The organism is Streptomyces sp. NPDC015220 (assembly GCF_043079345.1).
Taxonomy (GTDB): Bacteria; Actinomycetota; Actinomycetes; order Streptomycetales; family Streptomycetaceae; genus Streptomyces.
Genome location: NZ_JBIBUK010000002.1, coordinates 654597 through 680121, shown reverse-complemented (window position 1 = coordinate 680121; position 25525 = coordinate 654597). Strand labels below are relative to the sequence as shown.

Annotated in this window: 22 protein-coding genes; 15 read left to right on the top strand and 7 right to left on the bottom strand. The window is 71.7% G+C overall.

Annotated elements, in window-relative coordinates; genetic code table 11:
* Positions 1-127 precede the first annotated feature (127 nt).
* On the top strand, positions 128-1399 hold the full coding sequence (locus ACF061_RS07860) for an RNA polymerase sigma factor (RefSeq protein ID WP_392265926.1): 1272 nt from the start codon (positions 128-130) through the stop codon (positions 1397-1399).
* Between the two features lie 39 nt (positions 1400-1438).
* Here ACF061_RS07860 and ACF061_RS07855 read toward each other — a convergent pair whose 3' ends face one another.
* Complete coding sequence (locus tag ACF061_RS07855) at positions 1439-2650, bottom strand: methyltransferase domain-containing protein (protein WP_392266186.1); 1212 nt, start codon at positions 2648-2650, stop codon at positions 1439-1441.
* Positions 2651-2952: 302 nt separating this feature from the next.
* On the opposite strand from ACF061_RS07855, the gene ACF061_RS07850 reads away from it, so the two are divergent.
* From ACF061_RS07850 to groL, 4 genes are all read left to right on the top strand, one after another.
* Positions 2953-3903 carry a polysaccharide deacetylase family protein gene (locus ACF061_RS07850; RefSeq protein WP_392265925.1) on the top strand — a complete coding sequence of 317 codons (951 nt, stop codon included), beginning with the start codon at positions 2953-2955 and terminating at the stop codon, positions 3901-3903.
* A 221-nt stretch (positions 3904-4124) separates the two neighbouring features.
* Entirely contained in the window at positions 4125-4910 is a 786-nt protein-coding gene (locus ACF061_RS07845; protein ID WP_392265924.1) for a polysaccharide deacetylase family protein, read from the top strand.
* Positions 4911-5739: 829 nt separating this feature from the next.
* Positions 5740-6048: a co-chaperone GroES gene (gene groES / locus ACF061_RS07840; protein ID WP_086729066.1), complete on the top strand. Its 309-nt coding sequence runs from the start codon at positions 5740-5742 to the stop codon at positions 6046-6048.
* 113 nt (positions 6049-6161) lie between these two features.
* Positions 6162-7787, top strand: a complete 1626-nt coding sequence (groL, locus tag ACF061_RS07835) for a chaperonin GroEL (protein ID WP_392265923.1) — start codon at positions 6162-6164, stop codon at positions 7785-7787.
* A gap of 115 nt (positions 7788-7902) precedes the next feature.
* Here the strand turns inward: groL and ACF061_RS07830 are convergent, their stop codons facing one another.
* Complete coding sequence (locus ACF061_RS07830) at positions 7903-8373, bottom strand: ATP-binding protein (protein WP_392265922.1); 471 nt, start codon at positions 8371-8373, stop codon at positions 7903-7905.
* A 309-nt stretch (positions 8374-8682) separates the two neighbouring features.
* On the opposite strand from ACF061_RS07830, the gene ACF061_RS07825 reads away from it, so the two are divergent.
* From ACF061_RS07825 to ACF061_RS07805, 5 genes are all read left to right on the top strand, one after another.
* Positions 8683-9525, top strand: a complete 843-nt coding sequence (locus tag ACF061_RS07825; RefSeq protein ID WP_392265921.1) for a Scr1 family TA system antitoxin-like transcriptional regulator — start codon at positions 8683-8685, stop codon at positions 9523-9525.
* Positions 9522-9728 carry a DUF397 domain-containing protein gene (locus ACF061_RS07820; RefSeq protein ID WP_392265920.1) on the top strand — a complete coding sequence of 69 codons (207 nt, stop codon included), beginning with the start codon at positions 9522-9524 and terminating at the stop codon, positions 9726-9728. The genes ACF061_RS07825 and ACF061_RS07820 overlap by 4 nt, the downstream gene beginning before the upstream one ends.
* Before the next feature lie 306 nt (positions 9729-10034).
* Complete coding sequence (locus ACF061_RS07815) at positions 10035-12665, top strand: ATP/GTP-binding protein (RefSeq protein ID WP_392265919.1); 2631 nt, start codon at positions 10035-10037, stop codon at positions 12663-12665.
* A gap of 4 nt (positions 12666-12669) precedes the next feature.
* Complete coding sequence (locus tag ACF061_RS07810; RefSeq protein WP_392265918.1) at positions 12670-13611, top strand: phosphotransferase; 942 nt, start codon at positions 12670-12672, stop codon at positions 13609-13611.
* Between the two features lie 411 nt (positions 13612-14022).
* Positions 14023-14547: a hypothetical protein gene (locus tag ACF061_RS07805; protein WP_392265917.1), complete on the top strand. Its 525-nt coding sequence runs from the start codon at positions 14023-14025 to the stop codon at positions 14545-14547.
* Between the two features lie 19 nt (positions 14548-14566).
* On the opposite strand, the gene ACF061_RS07800 is transcribed toward ACF061_RS07805, so the two are convergent.
* The 3 genes from ACF061_RS07800 to ACF061_RS07790 all read right to left on the bottom strand — a co-directional run bounded on the left by ACF061_RS07800 (position 14567) and on the right by ACF061_RS07790 (position 16898).
* Entirely contained in the window at positions 14567-15274 is a 708-nt protein-coding gene (locus ACF061_RS07800) for an ester cyclase (protein ID WP_392265916.1), read from the bottom strand.
* Positions 15275-15370: 96 nt separating this feature from the next.
* On the bottom strand, positions 15371-16144 hold the full coding sequence (locus ACF061_RS07795) for an SDR family NAD(P)-dependent oxidoreductase (protein ID WP_392265915.1): 774 nt from the start codon (positions 16142-16144) through the stop codon (positions 15371-15373).
* A gap of 73 nt (positions 16145-16217) precedes the next feature.
* Positions 16218-16898 carry an MOSC domain-containing protein gene (locus tag ACF061_RS07790; RefSeq protein ID WP_392266185.1) on the bottom strand — a complete coding sequence of 227 codons (681 nt, stop codon included), beginning with the start codon at positions 16896-16898 and terminating at the stop codon, positions 16218-16220.
* Positions 16899-16982: 84 nt separating this feature from the next.
* Here ACF061_RS07790 and ACF061_RS07785 point away from each other — a divergent pair, with 84 nt between their 5' ends.
* Entirely contained in the window at positions 16983-17894 is a 912-nt protein-coding gene (locus tag ACF061_RS07785) for a LysR family transcriptional regulator (RefSeq protein ID WP_392265914.1), read from the top strand.
* 144 nt (positions 17895-18038) lie between these two features.
* On the opposite strand, the gene ACF061_RS07780 is transcribed toward ACF061_RS07785, so the two are convergent.
* A complete protein-coding gene (locus ACF061_RS07780) occupies positions 18039-18368 on the bottom strand; it encodes a WhiB family transcriptional regulator (RefSeq protein WP_392265913.1) in 330 nt (109 codons plus the stop codon).
* Between the two features lie 382 nt (positions 18369-18750).
* Between ACF061_RS07780 and ACF061_RS07775 the strand changes: the two genes are divergently transcribed.
* From ACF061_RS07775 to ACF061_RS07760, 4 genes are all read left to right on the top strand, one after another.
* Positions 18751-19362, top strand: a complete 612-nt coding sequence (locus ACF061_RS07775; protein WP_003948568.1) for a response regulator transcription factor — start codon at positions 18751-18753, stop codon at positions 19360-19362.
* A 699-nt stretch (positions 19363-20061) separates the two neighbouring features.
* A complete protein-coding gene (locus ACF061_RS07770) occupies positions 20062-20649 on the top strand; it encodes a sigma-70 family RNA polymerase sigma factor (RefSeq protein WP_392265912.1) in 588 nt (195 codons plus the stop codon).
* A gap of 163 nt (positions 20650-20812) precedes the next feature.
* A complete protein-coding gene (gene guaB, locus ACF061_RS07765) occupies positions 20813-22315 on the top strand; it encodes an IMP dehydrogenase (protein WP_392265911.1) in 1503 nt (500 codons plus the stop codon).
* A 106-nt stretch (positions 22316-22421) separates the two neighbouring features.
* Positions 22422-23546 carry a GuaB3 family IMP dehydrogenase-related protein gene (locus ACF061_RS07760; protein ID WP_392265910.1) on the top strand — a complete coding sequence of 375 codons (1125 nt, stop codon included), beginning with the start codon at positions 22422-22424 and terminating at the stop codon, positions 23544-23546.
* A 676-nt stretch (positions 23547-24222) separates the two neighbouring features.
* Here the strand turns inward: ACF061_RS07760 and ACF061_RS07755 are convergent.
* On the bottom strand, positions 24223-25431 hold the full coding sequence (locus tag ACF061_RS07755) for a nucleotide sugar dehydrogenase (protein WP_392265909.1): 1209 nt from the start codon (positions 25429-25431) through the stop codon (positions 24223-24225).
* Between the last annotated feature and the right edge of the window lie 94 nt (positions 25432-25525).

Below are 25525 nucleotides of genomic sequence, written 5' to 3'. Positions count from 1 at the left end.
CCCCGCGGAAAACCGGGCGGCGGACCTCCCCGGCCCGGCGGACCTCCCCGGCCCCGCGGACCTCCCCGGCCCCGCGGACCTCCCCGGGCCCGAGGTACCTGCCAGCCCCTCGGCTCCTGCCGGTCCCTTGGGTCCTGCCGCCTCCAAGGAACTTCCCGAGTCCACCGGGGCGCTCGAAACCGTCTTCCGGCTGGAGTCGCCCCGCGTGGTCGCCGCCGTCGCCCGGATCGTGCGGGACGTCGGCATCGCCGAGGAACTCACCCAGGACGCCCTCGTCGCGGCACTCGAGCAGTGGCCGGTGCGGGGGGTGCCGGACAACCCGGGCGCCTGGCTGGTGACCACCGCCCGGCGCCGGGCCGTCGACCTGGTGCGGCGTCGGGAGAACTACGCCCGGAAACTGGCGGAGATCGGCCGCGCCCTGGAGACCACGACGGTTCCGGAGGAGCCCGCCGACCCGGACGACATCGACGACGACCTGCTGCGCCTGGTGTTCACCACCTGCCACCCGGTGCTGTCCACCGAGGCCCGCACCGCCCTCACCCTGCGCCTGCTCGGCGGTCTGACGACGGCGGAGATCGCCCGCGCCTTCCTCGTCCCCGAACCGACGATCGCCCAGCGCGTCGTGCGCGCCAAGCGGACGCTGGCGAGGCGGAACGTGGCCTTCGAAGTGCCGTACGGCCCCGACCGCGAGGCCCGGCTCGGCTCGGTGCTCGACGTCATCTACCTGATCTTCAACGAGGGTTACGCCGCCACCTCCGGCGACGACTGGCTCCGCCCCGGCCTGTGCGAGGACGCGCTGCGCCTGGTCCGGCTGCTGGCGGGCCTGATGCCGGCGGAGCCGGAGGTGCACGGACTGGCGGCGCTGCTGGAGTTCCAGGCGTCCCGCGCCGCCGCCCGCACCGGTCCGGACGGCGAACCGGTGCTGCTCAGGGACCAGAACCGCCGCCGCTGGAACCGCATGCTCATCGCACGCGGCGTCACCGCCCTGTCCCGCGCCGACGCCGCCGCCCCGGCCGGGGGCCCGGGTCCGTACGCCCTCCAGGCCGCCATCGCCGCCTGCCACGCGCTCGCGCCCACCTGGGAGGAGACGGACTGGCGGGCCATCGCGGCCCTCTACGGGCTGCTGGCCGTCCGGTCCCCGTCGCCCGTCGTCGAGTTGAACCGCGCGGTCGCCGTCTCGATGGCCGAGGGACCGGCGCCCGCCCTGGAGATCGTCGACGCCCTCGCCGACGAACCCGCCCTGCGCGAGTACCACTTGCTCCCCAGTGTCCGCGCCGACCTGCTGGCCCGTCTCGGGCGTACGGCGGAGGCGCGCGCCCAGTTCGAGCGCGCGGCCTCGCTCGCCCGCAACGAACGGGAGCGGGAGCTGCTGCTGGGCCGGGCCGCCGGGCTGGCGTAGGAGCCGGTCGGGTGCGGGCCCGGGCGTCCGAGGGCCCGGTCAGGCGGGCGCGGGGTGCCCGAGGAGCATCGTCGGGGCGCCGGCGACCCGGGTGAGGAAGACGGTCGCCGCGTTCCGGCCGTGCGGCTTCGGCAGCACCTTGCGGCGCAGTTCCTCCGGTTCGACCGCCGAGCCGCGCTTCTTCACGGTCAGCACGCCGACCTCGCGCTCGCGCAGCAGGGCCTTCAGCTTCTTGACGTTGAAAGGGAGACGGTCGGTGATCTCGTAGGCGGTGGCGTACGGGGTGTGGCCCAGTTCGTCGGCGGTGACGTAGGCGATGGTCTCGTCGAGGAGGCCGCCGTCGAGTCCGGCGGCGACCTCGGCGACGAGGTGGGCGCGGATGACGGCGCCGTCGGGCTCGTACAGATAGCGGCCCGGTGGACGCACCCGGGGGTTCGCGAGGCCGCGGCCGCGCAGCGAGTGCGGGCCGGGGAGCAGCGTCGCGCGCACCAGGCCCGGCTCGGTGCCGAACCACAGCACCGCCTCCTTCACGTCCCCGCCGTCGGAGATCCACTCGGCCTCGGCCTGCGGCGGAACGGCCTCGTGGGGGATGCCGGGGGCGACCTTCAGAGCCGCGCGCGGCGCCCGGAGGGCGGTGTCGACGGCCCAGGAGAGCGGCGGCGAGTACGCCTCCGGATCGAAGATCCGGCCGCGGCCGCCCCTGCGGGCCGGGTCGACGAAGACCGCGTCGTACGGGGACGGGTCCACCTGGGTCACGTCCGCCTCCCGAACCTCGATGAGGCCCGCCAGCCCCAGCGCCTCGGCGTTGGCCCGCGCCGCGGCGGCCGTCACGGGATCGCGGTCGACGGCGAGGACCCGGATCCCGGCGCGGGCCAGGGCGATCGCGTCGCCGCCGATGCCGCAGCACAGGTCGGCGAGCGAGGTCACGCCCAGCTCCCTCAGCCGCGCCGCCCGGTAGGCGGCCACGCTCGCCCGGGTGGACTGCTCGACGCCGTTCGGTGTGAAGAACATCCGCCGCGCGTCCGCGTCCCCGAACTTCGCCGCCGCCCGTTGCCGCAGCCGGGCCTGCCCGAGCGCCGCCGACACCAGTTCGGCTGGGTGCTCACGGCGCAGACGGGTGGCGACGGCGAGTTCGTCGGCGGGGTCGGTGCCGCGCACCTCTTCCAGGAGGGCGCGGCCCTCGGGGGTGAGGAGCGCGGCGAAGGCGTCGAGCGGGGCGAGTGGGTCGGTCACCGGCTCATTGTGGGCCAGCCGGCGGGGCGTGGGCGCACGGGGCCGGTCGGTCCCAGGCCCGTCGCTCCGGGGCCGGTCGGCCCGGGCGGGTCCGCCGGACCGGTCGGCGAAGAGGCGGGTTCGCCGGGCGGCCGGCGGGAGGCGGGACCGCCGGACCGGTCGGCGGAGGCGGGCTCGTGGGGGCCGTCGGGTCGGCCGGCGGGTCGGGGGCGTGGGGCCCGCCCATGGGCGGCGGCGCGTTGGGCCGGTCGGTGGAAGGCGCGGGGTCGGTCGCGGTGTCTGTCCGGGTTCCGGGCGGGTGCCTGGGAGGATCCGGCACCATGGGATTGGTAGTACAAAATGATGAAAATGGTGCTATTCGGCGGTCCGGTCGCCGGTGGCGCCTCCGCGCCGCGCTCGCCCTGCTCGGCGCCGCCGCCCTCGCCGCCGGTTGCTCGCAGACCGGTGCGGGGCCGGGCGCCCCGGCACGGCCCGCTCCGGGCCCGCAGTTGCTCCAGGCCCCTCCGGCCCGCGACCTCGACTCCTACGCCACCCGGCTGCACGCCTCCTACGCGGCCCGGGCCGCCGCCGCCAGGCGCTGGGGACTGCAACACGTACCGCTGACGCCCCCGGCGCCCCCCGCGGTCAAACCGAGGATCCACGCCCGCCCGGGCTTCGAGGTGGGCCACCAGGAGGACTGGGACCTGCCTCCGGTCTTCACCACGGTGCCCACCAAGGACAAGGTCGTCTTCCTCACCATCGACGACGGCGCGGAGAAGGACCCCGCCTTCCTGCGCATGATGAGCGAGCTGAAGGTCCCGTACACGGCGTTCCTCAGCAACTACCTCATCGAGGACGACTACGGCTACTTCCGCAGGATGCAGTCCTCCGGGGTCACCCTCGACAACCACACGTTGCACCACCCGTACCTGCCGGGCCTGTCCTACGAGGAGCAGAGGCACGAGATCTGCGACATGCAGGACATCATGCGGAGGCAGTTCGGCAAGCGCCCGAAGCTCCTGCGCCCGCCCTACGGCAACTACAACCAGGACACCCTGCGCGCCGCCAAGTCCTGCGGCATCGAGTACGCGCCGATCTGGAACGAGGAGGTCTACGTCGACCACTGGGAGTTCCGCGAGGACGACCAGCGGATGCGCCGCGGCGACATCGTCCTCACCCACTTCCGGGGCCGCGCCGAGTGGAACGGCACGATGGCCGACGACATGCGCCGGTTCCTGAACTACGTGACGGCCAAGGGGTTCGCGGTGGCCCGGCTGGAGGACTACCTGTGAGACCGCGGCTGCGACAGCGGCCGGGACCGGGAACAGGGGCGGAGCCGGGTGCACGACCGGGATCGGCACCCGGGACGGGACCGGCAACCGGGACGGGACCGGCACCCGGGACGGGACCGGCGCCCGGGACGAGGGACGGCTGCGGACCCAGGCCTGGACCCGGCTTTGCGCGCGCGGCCCTGGCCCTGCCCGTGTCCCTGCTCGCGGCTGTGCTGGCGGCCTTGCTCGCGCTCCTCCTGGCCGGCTGCGCGCCGTCCGTCGACCCGATCGAGCGGCTGGGCCGGAAGGCGGCGCAACGGGTGCGGCCGCGGAGCCCGGCCACCGAGCAGCCCTACCTCCGCTGGGGCCTGACCGCCCCGCTGCCCGCACCGCCGCACCCGCCGGCCCGTCCTGCGCACCCGGCCGCGCGGACCTCAGGCCTCCCCCCGGTGCTGGACCACGTCGACACGCCGGACCGGGTCGTCTTCCTCACCTACGACGACGGGGCCGAGCGGGACCCGGGGTTCGTCGACATGGTGCGCGAACTGCGGCTGCCGGTCACCCTGTTCCTCACGGACAGTGTCGCCGGGCCGGGCTACGGGCACTTCGCGCACCTGCTGGCGGTCGGCGCGGACCTGCAGAACCACACCCTCGACCACCCCTCACTGCGCGGCCTGCCCTACGCCGGCCAGCGCGCCGAGATCTGCGGTCAGCGCGACAAGCTGCACGCCCGCTTCGGTGTGCGCCCCCGTCTCTTCCGGCCGCCCTACGGCCTGTACGACACCACCACCCTGCGCGCCGCCGCCCACTGCGACGTCTCCGCGGTCGTGCTGTGGCGCGCCGCGCTGACCGACACGGACCTGCGCTTCACCCACGGCCCCCACGCGCTGCGGCCCGGCGACGTCCTCCTCGTCACCTCGGACGACGACGACCTGGCGGGCCCGACCCTGCGCGAACGCACCACGCGGCTGCTGCGCGGCATCCAGGGCGAGGGCCTGACGGTGGGGCGCCTCCAGGACTACCTCTGAGGCGTCCACCAGCCGGTCGGACGGGGAAGTGGCGGGGGAGCGGGAGCGGTCGTGGGTGTCGTGCCACGCCCCGAGCGCGGCGCTCGCGACGACGGCGGCGAGCACCAGTTGCACCGCACCGGTGAACCGGGCCCCGCTGCGCACGAGCAGCACACCGGTCGTGGCGGCCGCCAGCGCGAAGCCGCCGTACAGCAGCACCGGGGCCCAGTCGCCCGGCGGTGGCACGGCGAGTTCGCCCCCGGGTGCCTCCACCCTGCTCAGCCCCCGCACGGCGAGCACGATGACGACCAGCAGCCCGGCCGACACGTCCGCCACCAGGACGAGCAGGAGGAGGAAACCACCGGTGACCGCGTCCGCGGGAGTGGGACGAGAGCGCATGAGCATACGTTCGTACGAAACCGGACGTTCGGGAAGAGGGCTTGCCGACGCCGGCCGAACCCGCCCGGCGTCGGGGACGGGGCCGATCGGGCCGAGCGGATGCCCGCGGACAGCGGGGGTACGTGCCGGGAGGCCGTGGACCGCGGCGACCCCCGGCGGGAGGCCGTGGACCGCTGCGCCCCCCGGCGGGAGGCCGGGGACGGCGGCGGACACCGGCCTTTGGACGTCACCCGCACGGGCGTACCTCGGGGCGAACCTGCCCGACGCGCCGTCGGCAATTGGCACTCCGCTTGACCGAGTGCTAACGACGGTCATAGTCTCAGGTCTGGCACTCCCCCCTGGAGAGTGCCAACAAAGCGACGGGCAGGTCCGGCACCCGCGACGACGGATCGACCTGGTCGCCACCTCAGACAGTTAACCCCGTGAGATCTCCGAAGGGGGAGGTCGGATCGTGACGACCGCCAGCTCCAAGGTTGCCATCAAGCCGCTCGAGGACCGCATCGTGGTCCAGCCGCTCGACGCCGAGCAGACCACGGCTTCGGGCCTGGTCATTCCGGACACCGCCAAGGAGAAGCCCCAGGAGGGCGTCGTCCTGGCCGTGGGCCCGGGCCGCTTCGAGGACGGCAACCGTCTTCCGCTCGACGTCCAGGTCGGCGACGTCGTGCTCTACAGCAAGTACGGCGGCACCGAGGTGAAGTACAACAACGAGGAGTACCTCGTCCTCTCGGCCCGCGACGTGCTCGCGATCATCGAGAAGTAAGTCACCTCAGCTTTCCGCTGTGAGCTGCGCCCCTGGCCCCCGCCACCGTTAAGAAGCCGGGCGCCCGGGGCGCGGTTTTTTTCATCCGAGATTTCGAGAGGGCTCCCGCTGCCATGGCGAAGATCCTGAAGTTCGACGAGGACGCCCGTCGCGCCCTCGAGCGCGGCGTCAACAAGCTTGCCGACACGGTCAAGGTGACGATCGGCCCGAAGGGCCGCAACGTCGTCATCGACAAGAAGTTCGGCGCCCCGACCATCACCAACGACGGTGTGACCATCGCCCGCGAGGTCGAGATCGAGGACCCGTACGAGAACCTCGGCGCCCAGCTGGTGAAGGAGGTGGCGACCAAGACCAACGACATCGCGGGTGACGGCACCACCACCGCCACCGTGCTCGCCCAGGCCCTGGTGCGCGAGGGTCTGAAGAACGTCGCCGCCGGCGCTTCCCCGGCGCTGCTGAAGAAGGGCATCGACGCGGCCGTCGCCGCCGTCTCCGAGGACCTCCTGGCCTCCGCCCGCCCGATCGACGAGAAGTCCGACATCGCCGCCGTCGCCGCGCTGTCCGCCCAGGACCAGCAGGTCGGCGAGCTCATCGCCGAGGCGATGGACAAGGTCGGCAAGGACGGCGTCATCACCGTCGAGGAGTCCAACACCTTCGGTCTGGAGCTGGACTTCACCGAGGGCATGGCCTTCGACAAGGGCTACCTGTCGCCGTACTTCGTCACGGACCAGGAGCGCATGGAGGCCGTCCTCGACGACCCGTACATCCTGATCCACCAGGGCAAGATCTCCTCGATCACGGACCTGCTCCCGCTGCTCGAGAAGATCATCCAGGCCAACGCCTCGAAGCCGCTGCTGATCATCGCCGAGGACGTCGAGGGCGAGGCCCTGTCGACCCTGGTCGTCAACAAGATCCGCGGCACCTTCAACGCCACCGCCGTCAAGGCTCCCGGCTTCGGCGACCGCCGCAAGGCGATGCTCCAGGACATGGCGATCCTCACCGGCGCCACCGTCATCTCCGAGGAGGTCGGCCTCAAGCTCGACCAGGTCGGCCTGGACGTCCTCGGCTCCGCCCGCCGCGTCACCGTCACCAAGGACGACACCACGATCGTCGACGGCGCCGGCAACAAGTCGGACGTCGAGGGCCGCGTCTCCCAGATCAAGGCCGAGATCGAGAACACCGACTCCGACTGGGACCGCGAGAAGCTCCAGGAGCGCCTCGCGAAGCTGGCCGGCGGCGTGTGCGTGATCAAGGTCGGCGCCGCCACCGAGGTGGAGCTGAAGGAGAAGAAGCACCGTCTGGAGGACGCCATCTCCGCGACCCGCGCCGCGGTCGAGGAGGGCATCGTCTCCGGTGGTGGCTCCGCGCTGGTCCACGCCGTCAAGGTCCTCGAGGGCAACCTCGACAAGACCGGCGACGAGGCCACCGGTGTCTCCGTCGTCCGCCGCGCCGCCGTCGAGCCGCTGCGCTGGATCGCCGAGAACGCCGGCCTCGAGGGCTACGTCATCGTCTCCAAGGTGGCCGAGCTGGACAAGGGCAACGGCTACAACGCCGCCACCGGCGAGTACGGCGACCTGGTCAAGGCCGGCGTCATCGACCCGGTCAAGGTCACCCGTTCCGCCCTGGAGAACGCCGCCTCCATCGCCTCCCTCCTGCTGACGACCGAGACCCTGGTCGTCGAGAAGAAGGAAGAGGAAGAGCCGGCCGCCGCGGGCCACAGCCACGGCCACGCCCACTGAGGCAGCGCGCTGAGCCGAGCCGCCCAGCGGCTTGAGTGAACCGCCGGTGCCCGGCGCCCCCGAGGGGTGCCGGGCACCGGCGCGTCCGGAGACCGCCGTGGGGCCGGTGCACCGGTCACGCGGACCGGTGCCCGCCGTCGGTGGGCACGACGGCCCAGACCGTCTTGCCGGGAGCGCCGGGCCGCCGGACCGTGCCCCACTCCTTGGCGAGAGCCGCGACCAGGAGGAGCCCGCGGCCGCCGCCCTCACCGGCTCCGGTCTCCCGAGCCTCGGGCAGCCGCTCACCCCGCGCGTCGCTCACCTCGACGCGTACCCGCCCGCCCTCCTCCCTGCTCAGCCGCAGCTCGGCGTCGCGGCCCGGGACCAGCCCGTGAGTGACGGCGTTGGCAGCCAGCTCGGCGACGACCAGTTCCACGGCGTCGTGGGCCGGTGTGCCGTAACCCCACCCCCAGGCGTCCATCTGGTGAGAGGCGAGCCGGCGGGCCAGCCGCGCGCCACGCGGGGAGGCGGTGAAGCGGAGGGCGAGGACCGGCTGGGCGGAGGCGGTGCGCAGCGGTGGGCGCTGCCGGTCGGCGGAGGGCGTCATGGATCGAAGATCCCGTACGGCGACCCGCCTGACCAGGCACTACGCCAGCACGGGCGGAATCTGTCGGGGTAGGGGTGCGACCGTGTAAGGGGCTGTCGGGGAGCCAGGCCGGTGCCGTCCGTCCGCCGCCAGGACGCGTTGCCGCGCGGGTGGTGCGTGCCGAGGCACTGGAGGAACGCGTTGAGTGAAGAAGGCTCTCGGCGGTCGGTTTCACTCACACGAGTCAACTTGCCCGGGTTTGAGATCGGTTGGCGTACATGACTCCTACTCTGCGATCACGGACAGTGACCGGTGGGTGAGGAGGGCGGCATGGAGTCTGGGGCGGACTCGGGCGCGGGTGTGGAGGAGCCGGAGGTCAGCAGGGCGTTCCTGCGCTGTTTCGGCCGCCAGATCAAGCTTCTGCGGGAGGCGGCGGGGCTGACGCAGGTGCAGTTGGGCGAGCGCGTCGGTTACGGCGAGGCGCAGATCGCGGCGGTGGAGCAGGGGCGACGGATCCCCAAGCCCGGACTGGTCGACGCGGTGGACAAGGCGACCGGGGCGGGCGGACTGCTGATGGTGATGAAGGAGGAGGTGGCGAAGGCCAGGTATCCGGGGTTCTTCCGGCGGTACGCGGAGCTGGAGACGAAGGCCGTCGAACTGCACGCGTACGACAATCACGTGGTCAAGGGCTTGTTGCAGACGGAGGACTACGCGCGCGCGGTCTTCACCATGTGGCGACCGTTGCTGGATACCGAAACCATCGAGCAGCGGGTGGTCGCGCGTATGGAGCGGCAGCAACTCTTCTCCCGGCGACCTGCCCCGCTTCTGAGCTTCGTCATCGAGGAGCAGGTGCTTCGGCGCCCCGTCGGCGGTCGGCAAGTGCTGCGCGGCCAACTTGAGCAGTTGTTGCTCTTCGGGCACGAACGCAACGTGGAGTTGCAGGTCATGCCCACCGCGCGCGTCGAACATGCTGGCCTGGGCGGCGCATTTACGTTGATCCACCTCGAAGACGAGCGCAGGATTGGCTACATGGAGGTGCAGGAGGCGAGCGTCCTGCACACCGCGCCCAAGAAGGTCAGTCCCTTGGTATCGACGTACGGCGTTCTCCGAGCGCAGGCACTGACCCCCAGGGAGTCGCTGGCCTTCATCGAGAAGCTGTTGGGAGAGCTATGAAGGCAAGCAACCCCGAGCCTGCCGCTGACGAGCTGAGCTGGCACAAGAGTAGCTACAGCTCAGGCAGTGGCGGTGACTGTGTCGAGGTCGCGAGCACGGGCAGGGCGGTGCACGTCCGCGACTCGAAGCGACCCGGCGAAGCGACGCTCAACGTTTCCGCCGACCAGTGGGCGGCGTTCGTCGGGATGGCCGTACGCGGTTGACGCAAGGGAGGGCGGCAGGGAGCACGACGGCTCCCTGCCGCCCTTGCTCATGCCCGCGCCCCGGACGGAACGCCCAGAGCGGCTGAGAGGGGCTGGATGATCTTGCTTTCGAAAACACGACCGGATTCACATCTGGGTGTCGGCCGTCCAGCGCCGGCCGAGGATCCCGCTCCTGTACGCCCACGAACGCCTGCGCAGAACACGGGGAGTGGTGACGTGGTGACTTGACGGTCGATCGGCGATCCTGCTCTCCTGAGCTCGTTGCCGAAACTGGGGGCGAAGGTGAGCCGGTCGGATCTGAGGGCGTTGTTCCGTTCCAACGATCGCGAGGTCAAGGCAGTCGACTACTTCGCCGACCGCCTCGATGAATGGCAGTCGGTGGCCCGGAGCCTGTCCCACCTCGTCCAGGCGACGCGGCAGCAGGGCTTCGACGTACAGGACCTCGAGGCGCCGCGGCGGAACGTGCTCACCTTCTACGGCGTCGGAGGCATCGGAAAGACGACCCTCTCGCGCTGCGTGGCGGACCACCTCGGCCGGGGGCTGAGCCAGCAGGGGCATTGGCCACGGCTCGACGAGCAGATCGGTCCGGTCGTGCCGGTGCGGATCGACCTGGCTCGGGACTCGGGAACGGACTTCGAGTCCCTGGTGCTCGCGATCCGTCTGGCCGCGGCGGAGATCGGGCGGCCGATGCCGACATTCGACCTGGCCCTGCAACGCTACTGGGAACACAACCACCCGGGTGAAACCCTCGACGAGTACGTGCTGCGCCGTAGGCGGCTGAGCGGACTTCCCGGGGCACGAAATCTGTCCGAGCAGATGCAGTCGGCCCTGGGGGATGTCGCGCAGGCCATGACCCTTCCGGGTACGGTGGGCAGCGTCGTCGGCCAGGGCTTGCGCGCCGTGGTGCGCGCCCTGCGGGAGAGGCAGCACCGGGTCCGGGCGCTCGCGGAGTGCCGCCGGTTCGCTGATCTCCTCGAGGCCGTGCCGGATCAGGACGCACTCAGTTACTATCCGCACCTCCTGGCCTGGGACCTGGCCAACGTGCCTGCCCGGCAGCGAGCCACCCTGGTGGTTCTGCTGGACACCTTCGAGGACGTCGGGGACCGGGTCCACCGCGACCTCGAACGTCTTGTCCAGCGTGTGGTGTGGCTGATGCCGGGCACCCTGTTCGTCGTCACGGGCCGCAACCGCCTCCAGTGGGACGACCCGCGCCTCGAAGGGCAGTTGGACTGGGCGGGCGAGGAGTGCTGGCCGCAGCTGACCGGGGGCGCTGTGCTGGAGCCCCGCCAGCACACGGTCGGCTACCTGTCCGCGGGCGATTGCGAGACGTACCTCGCCCGGCGCCTGACACGTGACGGACGGCCGATGATGGACGACGCGACCCGTCACCTGGTCACAGCCAACTCCCACGGCCTACCGCTGTACCTGGACCTCGCCGTGATGCGGTTCCTCGACCTGTACCGGCGTCGGGGGAGTGTGCCTGCCGCGGACCAGTTCAATCTGGACTTTCCCGCGCTGGTGGCCCGGACGTTCCGGGATCTGTCTCCGCAGACCCGCAGAGTCCTGCGTTCGGTCAGCCTGCTGGAGACGTTCTCCGTCTCACTTGCCTCCAGCGTCGCGGGTCTCGACCACGATGCTCCGGCACAGGACCTGGTCGACCGGCCGTTCGTGGACCAGGACGTCGATGCACCGTGGCCTTACCGCCTGCACCCCCTGGTCCGTGACGTGGTCCGGGAGATGGACTCGACCAGCGACGACCGGTGGACGAGCGCGGACTGGCAGCGGGCTGCGCGGCGGGCCTTCGACGCGCTCGGGCGGGAGGACCTGTCCCAACGCGGCCGGCTCGTGTCGGCGCTGCGCCAAGGGCTGTCCCTCTCGCATCGGTTCGGCCTGCCGCTCGGCTGGTTGGAAGACGCCGCATTCCGGTACGTGGACGACTTCGTGTGGGAGCCGATCGAGCCTCCTACCGGCTCGCCCGGCGACGGGTCCGTCACTCCTGCTCAGGCGCTGGCCGCGGCGCTCTCCGCGATCGCGCGACGCCAGCGTCACCATCGCGGTCGGACAGCGGAACAACTCCGCGCGGTCCTCGCCAGCGGCGCCCTGCCGGAAAGCCTGGAGGAGCTGCCCCGCTACTTCCTGGCCGAATGCGATCGGGACCTCGGTCACTTCCAGTCGTCCCTGGACGGCATGCGCCAGGTTGCCGACGCCGGCGGGCGCCTGTCTGCCACCGCACGCCGTGGTCTGGTGCATCTCGCCCGCAGGATCGGTGACTTCGCCCAGGCCCGGCAGGCTGCCGCGCACCTCGGCGTCGAAGGGCGACAGGACAGGGTCATGGGCGACCTCTACTGGGCTCAAGGGTCGATCGCTCTGGCCTGTTCCTCCTACGCAGCCGCCCGCGACCAGGCCCTCGCGGCCGGGCAGCCCGGTGAGGCCGCGCTCTCGCAGGCCTGCCTCGCCTTCGCCGCGGCCTTTCAGGACCGGCCACGGGCCGCAGAGCAGATCTCCCGGGCTGAGGAACTTCTCGCGAGCGTCACGATTCGCTGGGCCGAGGTGCAGACGAGCACTGCCTCCCTGATCCGTGACGCGGGCGTCACGGACGACCTGCCCGAGCGCGCCGAGGCCGTGGCGGCTGAGGCCCGGGAGGCGGGCCTGACCTCGTGCCTGGCTTACGTCCGCTTCGTGGAGTGCCTGCACGCCTACCTCGCCGGTGGCGCGGACGCCCTCGCCTCCGCACGTGACCGGCTGAGGCGGGAGTGCGTCGACGGCGTCGAGTTCGCCTACCTTGTGGAACTCACCTACCTGATGGCCGACGAGGAACCGCCCGCCGAACTGCCCCGCGCCACCTGGCTGGACACCACCGCCCAGGTACGGGCACGCTGGGTCGGCCTTACCGAGGACCGTAGGCGCGAGTCGGTCACAGCACGCCGAGGAGACTGAGCAGGTGGCGCACTACACCACAGCCGAGCAGATCGACCTGACCACACTGGCCGCGCGGTACAAGCTGACGGACCCGTCGATCGTGCCTCTCCCGGGAGGTGCCGCCAACTCCAGCTTCCGGCTCAGCGCCGGCCGGGGCTGCTACGTCCTCACCGCGCTGGACAACCACGACGAACACAGCGCGTCCGCGCTCGCGCGCCATACCCAGGCCCTGCACCGACTCGGCCTGCCCACCAGCAGGATCGTGCCCGCCGCGGACGGATCCCTGATCACCCATGTCAACGGTCGCCGATTCGTCCTGAAGGAATGGATCTCCGGCAGGGTCCAACAGCCCCTGCCGCTCGCCCTGCTGTCCGAAGCCGGAGAGTTCCTCGCCGACCTGCACGCCCTGCCGCCGCGGGCCGACGGACTGGAAGACGTTCCTGTCGGAGCCCGGCGGCTGTCCGCCGCACACCTGGCCGCGATCCCCGACTTCACGGACCGGGAGTTCGCCGACTGGCTGACCGGTCGCCTCGAGCGGATCCTCGCCGCGGAGGCGGGTGCCCGGCGTGAACCGTGTCTCGTCCACGGTGACCTCTTCGACGACAACATCGTCGTCCGCGACGACGGGCACCTTTCCGTCCTCGACTGGGAAACGATCTCCCTGGACGACCCCCTGCTCGACCTCGGCATGGCAGCGGTGGGCCTGGCCCAGGACGGCGCGGGGCTCCTCTCCAGCGAACGCCTCGAAGCGCTGCTCGGCGGCTATGAGAAGAAGCGCCCCCTGACGGTGACGGACCGGGCCGCCCTCCCTCTGGAGATCGAGCACGCGGCGCTCATCATCGGCTTCCACCGCTACTACCGACACAACGTCCGCTTTCCGAACCCCGAGAGGGTGACGTACCACCTGGAGATGGTGACGTTCGCGCAGTCCGTCGCCGACGGTGCACGAGGACTCGTGGGCTGAGCAGCCAGACCGCAGCAAGTTCGAGCCGCATGGCGTCCCTCTTCCCACAGTCAGGGGCTTGCAGGTGCCAACTTGGCAAGCCGAATCGGACAATCAGAAGGGTGAATCGGCCAGGCGCAGGCTCGTCAGGAACAGCCCGTCCGGCACCTCCCACTCGGTCTTCTGGCCGACCACTCCCATGGTTCGGGAGCCCAGGCCGCCGGGATGCGCGCGGAGCGGGGGCTGCGGGCTGGAGATCAGTGGGCACCGGCCCTTTCGAAGCGACTGCCCAGGAGTGGAGAAAGGGCCAGAACACGAACGGTGGCTGACGACCGGTCCCGGCCGTCCAGTGACGCGTGCGGCAACGAGCGCGACGGCTCCTTGCCGCTCACCCCCCTCGTTCCCGTCCCGTCGCCGGTGGAGAATGCCGCCATGACCGGCAGCCAGGACGACTCGGACCGCGTGTTCATCCGCAGCAAGTGGGGCACCAACCGCTATGTCTACAACCCGGACAACCCGGTCGGTGTCGCCCTGATCGTCGGCTCGCTGCTGCTGGCCTTCGGCGGTATGTACTGGATGCACCGGCAGGGCCAGAACGTCGGCCGGGACGGGTGGCGCGGCGACGAACTGCGTTCCGCCGTCACCGCGGCGAGCGCCAAGCTCTCGCGTCAGACGGTGTTCGGACCCGGAAGCCTGGTGCCCTTCGAATCCGTCCTCCAGGAAGACATCATCGCGCTCGGCCGCGGTGTGCAGAACGGGCTGGCGGTCACCCCGGCCTCGGAGCGACCGAAGTCCCGTCCGACGGGCGGCGGCCCGGAACAGCGCGACTACACCGTCACCGCCGAGGGCACCACCGCCGCCTTCTGCGTCCACGCGTACGCCGTGAAGCGCGAGGGAGCGGCCGCTTACGACTCGGTGACCGTGTCCGTCGCGGACGGGCCCTGCCCGGCACGGTGAGGCCCCGGGCCGGCAGGGCCTAACCCTCCAACTCGTCCAGCGCGCCCAACTGCTGGAGCAGGCCGAGCTGGTCGTGCTGCCACCAGGTCTCGGTGAGCTTGCCGTTGCGGCCGAAGTGGAAGAGGGTCATGCCGGTCATGGTGACCCGCTTGCCGGTGGGGTCGATGCCCAGGAATTCTCCCTTGTGGGTGGCGTTCCAGGTCCAGCGGGCGCAGGCGCGGTCCTCCTGGGCGAGCACGTCCTCGACGGTGAAGGCGAAGTCGAAGCCGTCCCGCCACATGCGGTACTCGCGCCGGATCGCGTCCAGGCCGATGGTGGGCTGCGGATTGACCGGGTCGTGGCTGTGGCAGTCCTCGTCGATCAGGTCGTTCAGCGGGGGGAGTTCGCCCGCCGTGGCGATCGTGTCGAAGAAGCGCCGCACGGCGGTCTCGCAGAGCTGTTCGTCCCGGACGACCTCCAGGTCGGTGAAGGTGGGCAGCTCGTCGCAGAGCGCGACCATGCCGCGGTAGATCTCGTCGGTCTCCGGCAGGTTCGAGCTCCGCATCGCCTCCTGGTACGACGGGAACTCCACCAGCTCGACGATGTGCGCGTCGTCGGAGCGGTCCCTGCCGACCAGCGCGTGGGTCGCGGCCCGCCGTCCCCCGGTCTGTTCGACCCAGGTGTCGATCAGCTGGTTCATCTCGTCGATCCGGCTCGTCCGGCACTCGATGAGCTGTGCGAAGGTCATGGCGCCGCCTCCGGCCCCCCTTGGCCCGGTTCCGTCCATGCCATTTTCGCACCGGGGCGGCGACGTCACCTCCCCGCCGTCAGCGCGCGGGGGCCCTCACCGCGGGCCGTACTTGCGGCCCGTCCTGGACGTGACCCCGCCCAGCAGAGCCCGCGGGGTCAGCTTCACCAGACCCATCAGCGCCTTGTAGCGGGGGTCCGGCACGGACAGTGTGCGACCGCGGGCCAGATCCGTCAGCGCGGTCGCGACGAGTTTGTCCGCGTCCAGCCACATCCAGTTCGGGATGTTGTCCGTGCCCATGCCGGCCCGCTCGTGGAACTCGGTGCGCACGAAGCCGGGGCACAGCGCCATCAGGCGTACGCCGGTGCCGGCCAGGTCGCGCGCCGCGCCCTGGGTGAACTGCACCACCCACGCCTTCGACGCCCCGTAGGTGCCGCGCGGTACGAACGCCGCCACCGAGGCCACGTTCACCACCCCGCCCCGGCCGCGCTCGCGCATCGCCGCGGTCGCCGCCGACGTGAGCCGCAGCACCGCCTCGATGTGCACCTTGATCATCCGCAGCTCGTCGGCCATCGGGACGTCGAGGTAGCGGCCCCGGTTGCCGAAACCCGCGTTGTTGACCAGCAGGTCGACCGGGTTCCTGCGGTCGCCGAGCCGGGCGGCGACCGCCTCGATGCCCTCGTCCGTCGCCAGGTCGGCCGTCAGCACCTCCGCCTCGATGCCGTGCCGGTCGTGCAGCTCGGTCGCCTGCTCCGTCAGGCGCTTGGTGTCGCGCGCCACCAGGACGAGGTCGTGCCCGTCCGCCGCCAGCCGCCGTGCGAACGCGGCACCGATGCCCGCGGTCGATCCCGTAATCAGAGCCGTTGTCATGGCGAAAGGTTAGTGGCCCGGACTGCTCCGTTCCGATCTCTGCACAGGGTCTCCCGAAAGCTGCGGCGGAGCGTCAGGTCGTGTGCGCCCGCACGTACTTCCGGGCCGCCGCCAGTGACTCCGGGTGCAGCGCCGCCCCGGCCGGGAGCAGGCTCGGCAGCAGTGAGCGCTCCGTCGTGGCGGCCCGGAACTCCAGGGCCACGGTGACGTCGTGGTCCGGGCGGTGCACGATCTCGACCGGGTCGCCCGCGCGGATCTCACCCGGCTCGATCACCCGCAGGTACGCCCCCGGCGCGCCGTTCAGCGTGAACCGCCTCACCCACCCCTTCTCACCCAGATGGCCCTGGAAGGTCCGGCAGGGGATGCGCCCGCAGGTCACCTCCAGCACGGTCGGAGGACCGGCCGGCGAGCCGATCCGCCACCGCTCGCCGATCCGCGCGCCGGAGACGTCCAGCCCCACCGTGGTGAGGTTCTCCCCGAACGAGCCGTTCGGCAGCGTCCGGCCCAGCTCGCGCTCCCAGAAGTCGAGGTCCTCGCGGGCCATCGCGTACACCGCCTGGTCGTCGCCGCCGTGGTGCCGCGTGTCGCACACCGCGTCACCGGCCAGCCCGCTCGCGCCGACGCCCTTCGGTCCCGGCGCCGTCACCCGCACCGGCCCGGCCGCCGGCCGCTTGTCGATCCCGGTCACGCCCCGCGGCTGGTCGGTGTACGGCACGGCCAGGGGGCGGCCCAGGTTGACGGACAGAAGCTGCATCATGCCCGGCACGGTAGGCGGCCGGACATCAAAGCGTCGACGCAATATCCCCCGCTGCGTCCAAGCGGCGCTTATGCTTCAAGGGTGATCGAGGCTCGTCATCTCCGCGTGCTGCGCGCCGTGGCCACCAGCGGCTCCTTCTCGGCGGCGGCCCGTGATCTCGGCTGCACCCAGCCGGCCGTCAGCCAGCAGATGAAGGCCCTGGAGACCTCCGTCGGCACCCCGCTGCTGGTGCGCACCGGCCGCGAGATGCGGCTGACCCAGGCCGGTGAGGCCCTCGTCCGGCACGCCAGCGGCATCCTCGCCGGGCTCACCGCCGCCGAGGAGGAGGTCGCCGCCATCGCGGGACTGCGCGCCGGACGGGTCCGGCTCGTCTCGTTCCCCAGCGGCAGTTCCACACTGGTGCCCACCGCGCTCGCCGCCCTGCGCGCCGGGCACCCCGGCACCCGGGTGTCGCTGGAGGAGGCCGAACCGCCGAGATCCGTCGAAATGCTGCGCGAGGGAGACTGCGACATCGCGCTCGCCTTCCGCTACGAGGGCGCCGCGGGCGACGGCGCGGCGGACGCGGAGGAATGGGCTGACCTGGTGGTACGGCCGCTGCTGACCGACCGGCTCGTCGGACTCGTGCCCGAACGGCACCGGCTGGCCGCCGCCGGCTCCGTCGCCATCGCGGAACTCGCGGACGAGCCGTGGATCGCGGGCTGCCCGCGCTGCCGCGGTCAGCTGGTGCAGGTGTGCGCGAGCGCCGGCTTCACGCCCCGCATCGACTTCGCCACCGACGACTATCCGGCGGTGGCCGGCCTGGTCGGCGCCGGACTGGGCGTCGCCGTGCTGCCGCAGCTCGCGGTGGAGTCCGTACGTCCGCGGGGTGTGCGCACCGTGACCCTGGAGCCCGCAGTGCGCCGGGAGATCGTCGCCCTGACCCTGCCCGACCTGGCCCGGGTCCCGGCGGTCGCGGCCACGCTGGACGAACTGGTGCGCGCCGGGGTCCGCTGAGGCTGGTGCGCGCGCCGGGGTCCGCTGAGGCTGGTGCGCGCGCCGGGGTCCGCTGATGCCCCGCCGAGGGGTCCGATGGGAACGCACGGGGAGGGCACGCCAGCGCGTGCCCTCATGGTCGTATACCTGTGAAGAAACGTTCCTTCAGTTGTTCGAGGCGGAGTCCCCGCTGGATGACGAGGCCGTCACCAGCCGGTTCCGGGCCCGCCCCATGAGCTCCTCGCGCTCGTCCTCGGTCAGGCCGCCCCACACTCCGTACGGTTCGCGCACCGCCAGGGCGTGTGCCGCGCACTCCGCACGGACCGGGCACCTCATGCAGACCTCCTTGGCCGAGTTCTCTCGAGCGCTCCGAGCCGCCCCGCGCTCGCCCTCCGGATGGAAGAAGAGCGAACTGTCCACCCCGCGGCAGGCAGCCAGCAGCTGCCAGTCCCACAGGTCCGCATTCGGTCCGGGAAGGCGGGAGAAATCTGCCATTGCGTGACCCCTTGTAGCCGTTCGGTGGCGGATACGGTGCCAACGACCGTACGTTTCCGATCTAAGGAGATGAAAATATGACTCATTGAGAATCTAGCCCTAGACACCTAGAAACGGGAAGAAAAGGGGCTAAATGGGGCATAGCTTGTGATGAAAAGTTGAGAGGACGACGTCTGTGTCTGCGCTGTGTCCGCTCCCTCACGTAGAGTGCCGAAAACGGCGTACGGCCCCGTAACTCTTTCGAGTGACCGTCGTTGAGAGTGCGGAGGCGGTTGAAAACACAAGTGCTCGGGCAGGCGTCCGAGACGGTCGACCGCACAGGTGACGATTTCGTACCAGCCTGGAGGCTCAAGGTGACGCGCATCAGCTGCGGAGGGCGGCCATGACATCCGTCCTCGTCTGCGACGACTCCCCGCTTGCCCGAGAGGCGCTCCGCCGCGCGGTCGCGACCGTGCCCGGCGTCGAGCGTGTGACGACTGCGGCCAACGGCGAGGAAGTGCTCCGCCGCTGGGGCGCCGACCGCTCGGACCTCATCCTGATGGACGTGCGCATGCCCGGCCTGGGCGGCGTCGAGACGGTCCGGCGCCTGCTGTCCGCCGACCCCGGCGCGCGCATCATCATGCTCACGGTCGCCGAGGACCTCGACGGCGTGGCCCTCGCCGTCGCCGCCGGCGCCCGGGGCTACCTGCACAAGGACGCCTCCCGCGCGGAGCTGCGCGCCACGGTGACCCAGGCCCTCGCCGACCCCACCTGGCGGCTCGCCCCGCGCCGGCTGCGGTCCGCCGAGATGGGCGCCGCGCCGACGCTCACCGCGCGTGAGATCCAGGTGCTGGAGGGCATGAGCCACGGCCGCTCCAACGCGGAGATCGGCCGCGAACTGTTCCTCTCCGAGGACACCGTCAAGACGCACGCCCGCCGGCTGTTCAAGAAGCTCGGCGCCTCCGACCGCGCGCACGCGGTGGCGCTCGGCTTCCGGTGGGGCCTGGTCCGCTAGGACCTGCGTCGGCACCGGGTCCGGTGAACGGGCCACCTCCCGGCGGCGGGGACCGGTCGGCCCTGACCGGCGGAACGCGTGGGTGCGAAGCGCCGACGCGCCGCGATGACCGAGGTGACGCGACGCGCCGCGGTGACGCGGGTGCGGTGGGTCGCGACGTGAGGGTGCGATGCGTCGGGCGGCGCGCCGCACCGGCGGAACGGGACGGTGACGCTCCCGCGCGCGGGACCGGGCGGGGGAGCGCCGCCGGGAGGACGGCCGTCCGCCCGCACCGGCTGTCCGGCGGGACGCGTCGGCACATGGTGCCGATGCCCCCGAGCCGATGGATCTCCGCCGGTGTGTCCTCGCCGACACGTCCTTGCGTGCGGGGGAGAAGCCGAGTGGTCAGGGGAGTCGGGGCGGGATGCCGGGCCGGATACCGGCCGGTCCGTGGCGGGTTCGTGTGGGTTCGTGTCCCGGCCGTGCGCGGCGCCGCGTACCGTACGCCGGTCACCTGCGGCAACGCGGCTTGCCGGGCGACCGCTGCTCGTTTCGCCGCGGATGCCGCATCCTTGAGGTGTGGAGTTCCTCGGGGACGAGTCGGTCGAGCGGAATGGGAGGGCGCAGGGGATGGGTTCCGGCGCACCCGCTCATAACGCTTCGGTGCACAACCGTGATGGCGGTGCCGCGGAGCGTTCGACGCCAAGGCACGATGGTCCGATGCGCGACGACGAGGCGGCAGTTGCCCAAGGGGCGATCGGCCCGCTCGTCCACCGTGCCGTCGACGGCGACGAGCAGGCCACGCACGATCTGCTCGCCCGCGTCCATCCGCTCGCGCTGCGCTACTGCCGCACCCGGCTGTCCAGGCTGCCGGGCGACGCGCGCCACTTCGTGGAGGACCTGGCCCAGGAGGTGTGCGTCGCGGTGCTGCTCGCCCTGCCGCGCTACCGGGACACCGGCCGGCCCTTCGAGGCGTTCGTCTTCGCCATCGCCTCGCACAAGGTCGCCGACCTGCAACGCGCGGCCATGCGGCACCCCGGCTCGACGGCGGTGCCGTCCGACGAGATGCCCGAACGCCCGGACGACTCCCTCGGCCCGGAGGAGCGCGCCCTGCTCAGCAGCGACGCCGCGTGGGCCAAGAAGCTGCTGGCCAACCTCCCCGAGAACCAGCGGGAGCTGTTGCTGCTGCGCATCGCCGTGGGCTTGACCGCTGAGGAGACGGGGCAGATGTTGGGAATGTCACCGGGCGCGGTCCGGGTGGCCCAGCACCGGGCGCTGAGCCGGCTGCGAGCCCTGGCCGAGCAGTGACCGGGCTCGTTCGGCTCCGGTTCACACTCCAGTTGAGCCGGCCGGGCGCCGCTCCGGTACGAACATACGAAGCCGCCGGGCGCCGTCCATCGTGGAATGAGACGCCTCCGCTTCCCGTTAGCATGGACATCCGCACCGATCAAGGCCATTTGGGGAAGGTGTCATGACTGCAAACGTCGACGGAGTGCCCGAGAAATTCGCGACACTCGGGCTGACCTACGACGACGTGCTGCTGCTGCCGGGCGCATCCGAGGTGCTGCCCAACGCGGTCGACACCTCGTCCCACATCTCCCGCAACGTCCGGGTCAACATCCCGCTGCTGTCGGCGGCGATGGACAAGGTGACCGAGTCCCGCATGGCGATCGCGATGGCCCGCCTCGGTGGCGTCGGCGTGCTGCACCGCAACCTGTCCATCGAGGACCAGGCCAACCAGGTCGACCTGGTCAAGCGCTCCGAGTCCGGCATGGTGGCCAACCCCATCACCATCCACCCGGAGGCCACGCTCGCCGAGGCCGACGCGCTGTGCGCCAAGTTCCGCATCAGCGGTGTCCCGGTCACCGATCCGGCCGGCAAGCTGCTCGGCATCGTCACCAACCGCGACATGGCCTTCGAGCCCGACCGCTCGCGCCGTGTCAGCGAGATCATGACGCCGATGCCCCTGGTCACCGGCAAGGTCGGCATCTCCCGCGTGGACGCCATGGAGCTGCTGCGCCGCCACAAGATCGAGAAGCTGCCGCTGGTCGACGACGCGGGCGTCCTCAAGGGCCTGATCACCGTCAAGGACTTCGTCAAGGCGGAGCAGTACCCGAACGCCGCCAAGGACGCCGAGGGCCGCCTGCTCGTCGGCGCCGCCGTCGGCGCGAGCCCCGAGGCCCTGGAGCGCGCCCAGGCGCTCGCCGAGGCCGGAGCCGACTTCCTGGTCGTCGACACCTCGCACGGCCACAACAGCAACGCGCTGAGCTGGATGTCGAAGATCAAGTCGAGTGTGTCCATCGACGTGATCGGCGGCAACGTCGCCACCCGCGACGGCGCGCAGGCGCTGATCGACGCCGGCGTCGACGGCATCAAGGTGGGCGTCGGCCCCGGTTCGATCTGCACGACCCGGGTGGTCGCCGGTATCGGCGTCCCGCAGGTCACCGCCATCTACGAGGCATCCCTCGCCGCCCGTCCGGCGGGCATCCCGCTGATCGGCGACGGCGGCCTGCAGTACTCCGGCGACATCGGCAAGGCGCTCGCCGCCGGCGCCGACACGGTCATGCTGGGCAGCCTGCTCGCGGGCTGCGAGGAGTCTCCCGGCGAGCTGCTCTTCATCAACGGCAAGCAGTTCAAGTCCTACCGCGGCATGGGCTCGCTCGGCGCCATGCAGTCCCGCGGCCAGGCGAAGTCGTACTCGAAGGACCGCTACTTCCAGGCCGAGGTCGCCTCCGACGACAAGCTCGTGCCCGAGGGCATCGAGGGCCAGGTCCCCTACCGCGGCCCGCTGGCCAACGTGCTGCACCAGCTCGTCGGCGGTCTGCGCCAGACCATGGGCTACGTGGGCGCGGCCACCATCGGGGAGATGGAGTCCAAGGGCCGCTTCGTCCGCATCACCTCGGCGGGCCTGAAGGAGAGCCACCCGCACGACATCCAGATGACGGTCGAGGCGCCGAACTACAGCAGCAAGTAGGCGACGAGCCTGACAAGGGCGGCCCCGGATCCCTCCGGGGCCGCCCTTGTCGTGGGCGTCGGCGATACTGGAAGACGCTGGAACGCATCAGGGAAAGGCCACAGACGTGACTGAGATCGAGATCGGGCGCGGCAAGCGCGGCCGCCGGGCGTACGCCTTCGACGACATCGCCGTCGTCCCCAGCCGCCGTACGCGGGACCCGAAGGAGGTCTCGATCGCCTGGCAGATCGACGCCTACCGCTTCGAGCTGCCCTTCCTGGCCGCCCCCATGGACTCGGTCGTCTCCCCGGCCACCGCGATCCGCATCGGCGAGCTCGGCGGCCTGGGCGTGCTGAACCTCGAGGGCCTGTGGACCCGGTACGAGGACCCGCAGCCGCTGCTCGACGAGATCGCCGAGCTGCCCGCCGAGGCCGCCACCCGCCGCCTCCAGGAGATCTACGCCGCTCCCATCAAGGAGGAGCTGATCGGCGCGCGCATCAAGGAGGTGCGCGACTCCGGCGTGGTCACCGCGGCCGCGCTCTCCCCGCAGCGCACGGCCCAGTTCTCCAAGGCCGTGGTGGACGCGGGCGTGGACATCTTCGTCATCCGCGGCACGACGGTGTCGGCCGAGCACGTCTCGGGCGCGGCGGAGCCGCTGAACCTGAAGCAGTTCATCTACGAGCTCGACGTCCCGGTGATCGTCGGCGGCTGCGCCACGTACACCGCGGCCCTGCACCTGATGCGCACCGGCGCGGCCGGTGTCCTGGTCGGCTTCGGCGGCGGCGCCGCGCACACCACGCGCAACGTGCTGGGCATCCAGGTCCCGATGGCCACGGCCGTCGCCGACGTGGCCGCGGCCCGCCGTGACTACATGGACGAGTCCGGCGGCCGGTACGTGCACGTGATCGCGGACGGCGGCGTCGGCTGGTCCGGCGACCTGCCCAAGGCGATCGCCTGCGGCGCGGACGCGGTGATGATGGGTTCCCCGCTGGCCCGTGCCACGGACGCGCCCGGCAAGGGCCACCACTGGGGCATGGAGGCCGTCAACGAGGAGCTGCCGCGCGGCAAGAAGGTCGGCCTGGGCACGGTCGGCACCCTCGAGGAGGTCCTCACCGGTCCCTCGCACACCCCCGACGGCTCCATGAACTTCTTCGGCGCCCTGCGCCGGGCCATGGCCACGACCGGCTACAGCGAGCTCAAGGAGTTCCAGCGGGTCGAGGTGACGGTGGCGGACTCGCAGCACAAGCGGTAGACGACCACTCCGTCCGGCCGAAGGGGCCCGGTCACTCGCGTGAGCGAGCGGCCGGGCCCCTTTCCGCGCGTGCCGGATGTGCGCCCCGGGGACGGGGCGAGGGGGCGCGTTGCGCGCTTCGGGGGCGCACGGTTGCCTTCGGGGCGGAAGCGCCCGGGAACCGGTGTGTTGAGCCGGTAATGTCCCTGTCCGGCGCCCCGGTTCTCTGGAGCGCCCCCTTCCAAGGACACGGTCCGGACCCCGCCCTCGGGGCCCGGCCCGAATCCCGACGGACCGCCTCACCGGGCCGATGGGCGGCATCGTGGAAGGGGGCGCGCCCATGGGCCGTCACCGCAAGCCGACTCGCTGGGACCGGATCCGTCTGCGGATGGTGAAGTGCCGGAGGAGGTGGATCTTGCGGATCCACGGAAAGTGAGCGGCCACCCCTACAGAGAATAGGGGTGGACACTCCGATCACTTTTCAGGAGCCTGCCGCAGTGGCCGCTGCGGTGGGCTCCGCTTTTTGCACGGTACCGGATGCGGTGCCGGAGGAGGCGGATCTCGCGGATGTACGGAAAGTGAGCGGCCACCCCGATCGAGACCAGGGGCGGACACCCGTGAACCACCTCTCACGGTAGCGGCGGGGCCGCCCTCCCTCCACTCTTGGCGGTGGCCCGGGGAGCCCGCGCGCCCCCCTTCACAACCGGTGCGCCGCCCCCGTGGGCGCCGCTCCCCGGGTGTCCAGCAAGAGCTGCGCCTTCACCGACAGCCCCTGGAGGTCGTACGTCCGGTGGTGCTGGAGCAGGATCGTCAGGTCGGCGTCCGCCGCCGCCTCGTAGAGCGCGTCCGCGCGCGGAACCGGCTGGCCCGGGACGCTCCAGGCGGGCACGTACGGGTCGTGATAGCTGACCGAGGCGCCCAGTCCGGTCAGGCGGACGGCGATCTCCTCGGCGGGCGTGCCCTGGAGATCCGCGAGGTCGGGCTTGTAGGTGACACCCAGAAGGAGTACCCGGGCGCCTCGTGCCGACTTGCCGTGCTCGTTGAGCAGGGCCGCGGCGCGCTGCACGACGTAGCGGGGCATGCGGTTGTTGACCTGCTGGGCGAGTTCCACCATGCGCAGCCCTTGGCCGGAGGGGCCGACGAGGTCCTGCGGGATGCCGTGGCCGCCGACGCCCGGGCCGGGACGGAAGGCATGGAAGCCGTACGGCTTGGTCTCCGCGCAGCGCACCACGTCCCACAGGTCGACGCCCAGGTCGTGGCAGAGCACCGCCATCTCGTTGACGAGAGCGATGTTGACGTGCCGGTAGTTGGTCTCCAGGAGCTGGACCGTCTCGGCCTCGCGCAGTCCGCGCGCGCGGACCACCTTGTCGGTGAGCCGGCCGTAGAAGGCGGCGGCCGACTCGGTGCAGGCGGGGGTCAGGCCGCCGATCACCTTCGGGGTGTTGGCCGGGGTGACGTCGCGGTTCCCGGGGTCGACGCGGCTGGGCGAGTAGGCGAGGTGGAAGTCGCGGCCCGCGCGCAGGCCGGAGCCCTCCTCCAGCAGGGGACGCAGCACGTCCTCGGTGGTTCCGGGGAGCACGGGCGACTCCAGGATCACCGTGGTGTGCGGGCGGAGCTGTCCGGCCAGTGCGCGGGCGGCGGCCTCCACCTGGCCGAGGTCCGGGCCGCCGTCCGCGCCGCGCGGGGTCGGCGCGCAGATCACCGCCGTGCGGACCCGGCCCAGCTCGGCGGGGTTGGTGGCCGGCCGGAAGCCCCCCGAGAGCATCCGGCGCAGTTCGGCGGGGCTGAGGGAGCCGGACTCGTCGCCGGTCCGGTACCCGAGGGTGGGGATGCCGGCGGCGACCGCGGCCTGGGCCAGGGGCAGGCCGAGCGGGCCGAGTCCGATGACGGCGAGATCTGCGGGCATGGCGTGGGCCGTCCTTCCCAGTAACCGACGTGGTGCGGGCACGCAAGTCCGGTGGACAGAACGAGCGCGTGCAATGTCAGACTAGGAGTAAATA

Coding starts and splice junctions, on each gene's coding strand:
- ACF061_RS07850 (WP_392265925.1), top strand. CDS start 2,953: ATGGGATTGGTAGTACAAAATGATGAAAATGGTGCTATTCGGCGGTCC.
- groL (WP_392265923.1), top strand. CDS start 6,162: ATGGCGAAGATCCTGAAGTTCGACGAGGACGCCCGTCGCGCCCTCGAG.
- ACF061_RS07830 (WP_392265922.1), bottom strand. CDS start 8,373: ATGACGCCCTCCGCCGACCGGCAGCGCCCACCGCTGCGCACCGCCTCC.
- ACF061_RS07825 (WP_392265921.1), top strand. CDS start 8,683: ATGGAGTCTGGGGCGGACTCGGGCGCGGGTGTGGAGGAGCCGGAGGTC.
- ACF061_RS07820 (WP_392265920.1), top strand. CDS start 9,522: ATGAAGGCAAGCAACCCCGAGCCTGCCGCTGACGAGCTGAGCTGGCAC.
- ACF061_RS07805 (WP_392265917.1), top strand. CDS start 14,023: ATGACCGGCAGCCAGGACGACTCGGACCGCGTGTTCATCCGCAGCAAG.
- ACF061_RS07800 (WP_392265916.1), bottom strand. CDS start 15,274: ATGACCTTCGCACAGCTCATCGAGTGCCGGACGAGCCGGATCGACGAG.
- ACF061_RS07795 (WP_392265915.1), bottom strand. CDS start 16,144: ATGACAACGGCTCTGATTACGGGATCGACCGCGGGCATCGGTGCCGCG.
- ACF061_RS07790 (WP_392266185.1), bottom strand. CDS start 16,898: ATGCAGCTTCTGTCCGTCAACCTGGGCCGCCCCCTGGCCGTGCCGTAC.
- ACF061_RS07780 (WP_392265913.1), bottom strand. CDS start 18,368: ATGGCAGATTTCTCCCGCCTTCCCGGACCGAATGCGGACCTGTGGGAC.
- ACF061_RS07775 (WP_003948568.1), top strand. CDS start 18,751: ATGACATCCGTCCTCGTCTGCGACGACTCCCCGCTTGCCCGAGAGGCG.
- ACF061_RS07770 (WP_392265912.1), top strand. CDS start 20,062: ATGCGCGACGACGAGGCGGCAGTTGCCCAAGGGGCGATCGGCCCGCTC.
- guaB (WP_392265911.1), top strand. CDS start 20,813: ATGACTGCAAACGTCGACGGAGTGCCCGAGAAATTCGCGACACTCGGG.
- ACF061_RS07755 (WP_392265909.1), bottom strand. CDS start 25,431: ATGCCCGCAGATCTCGCCGTCATCGGACTCGGCCCGCTCGGCCTGCCC.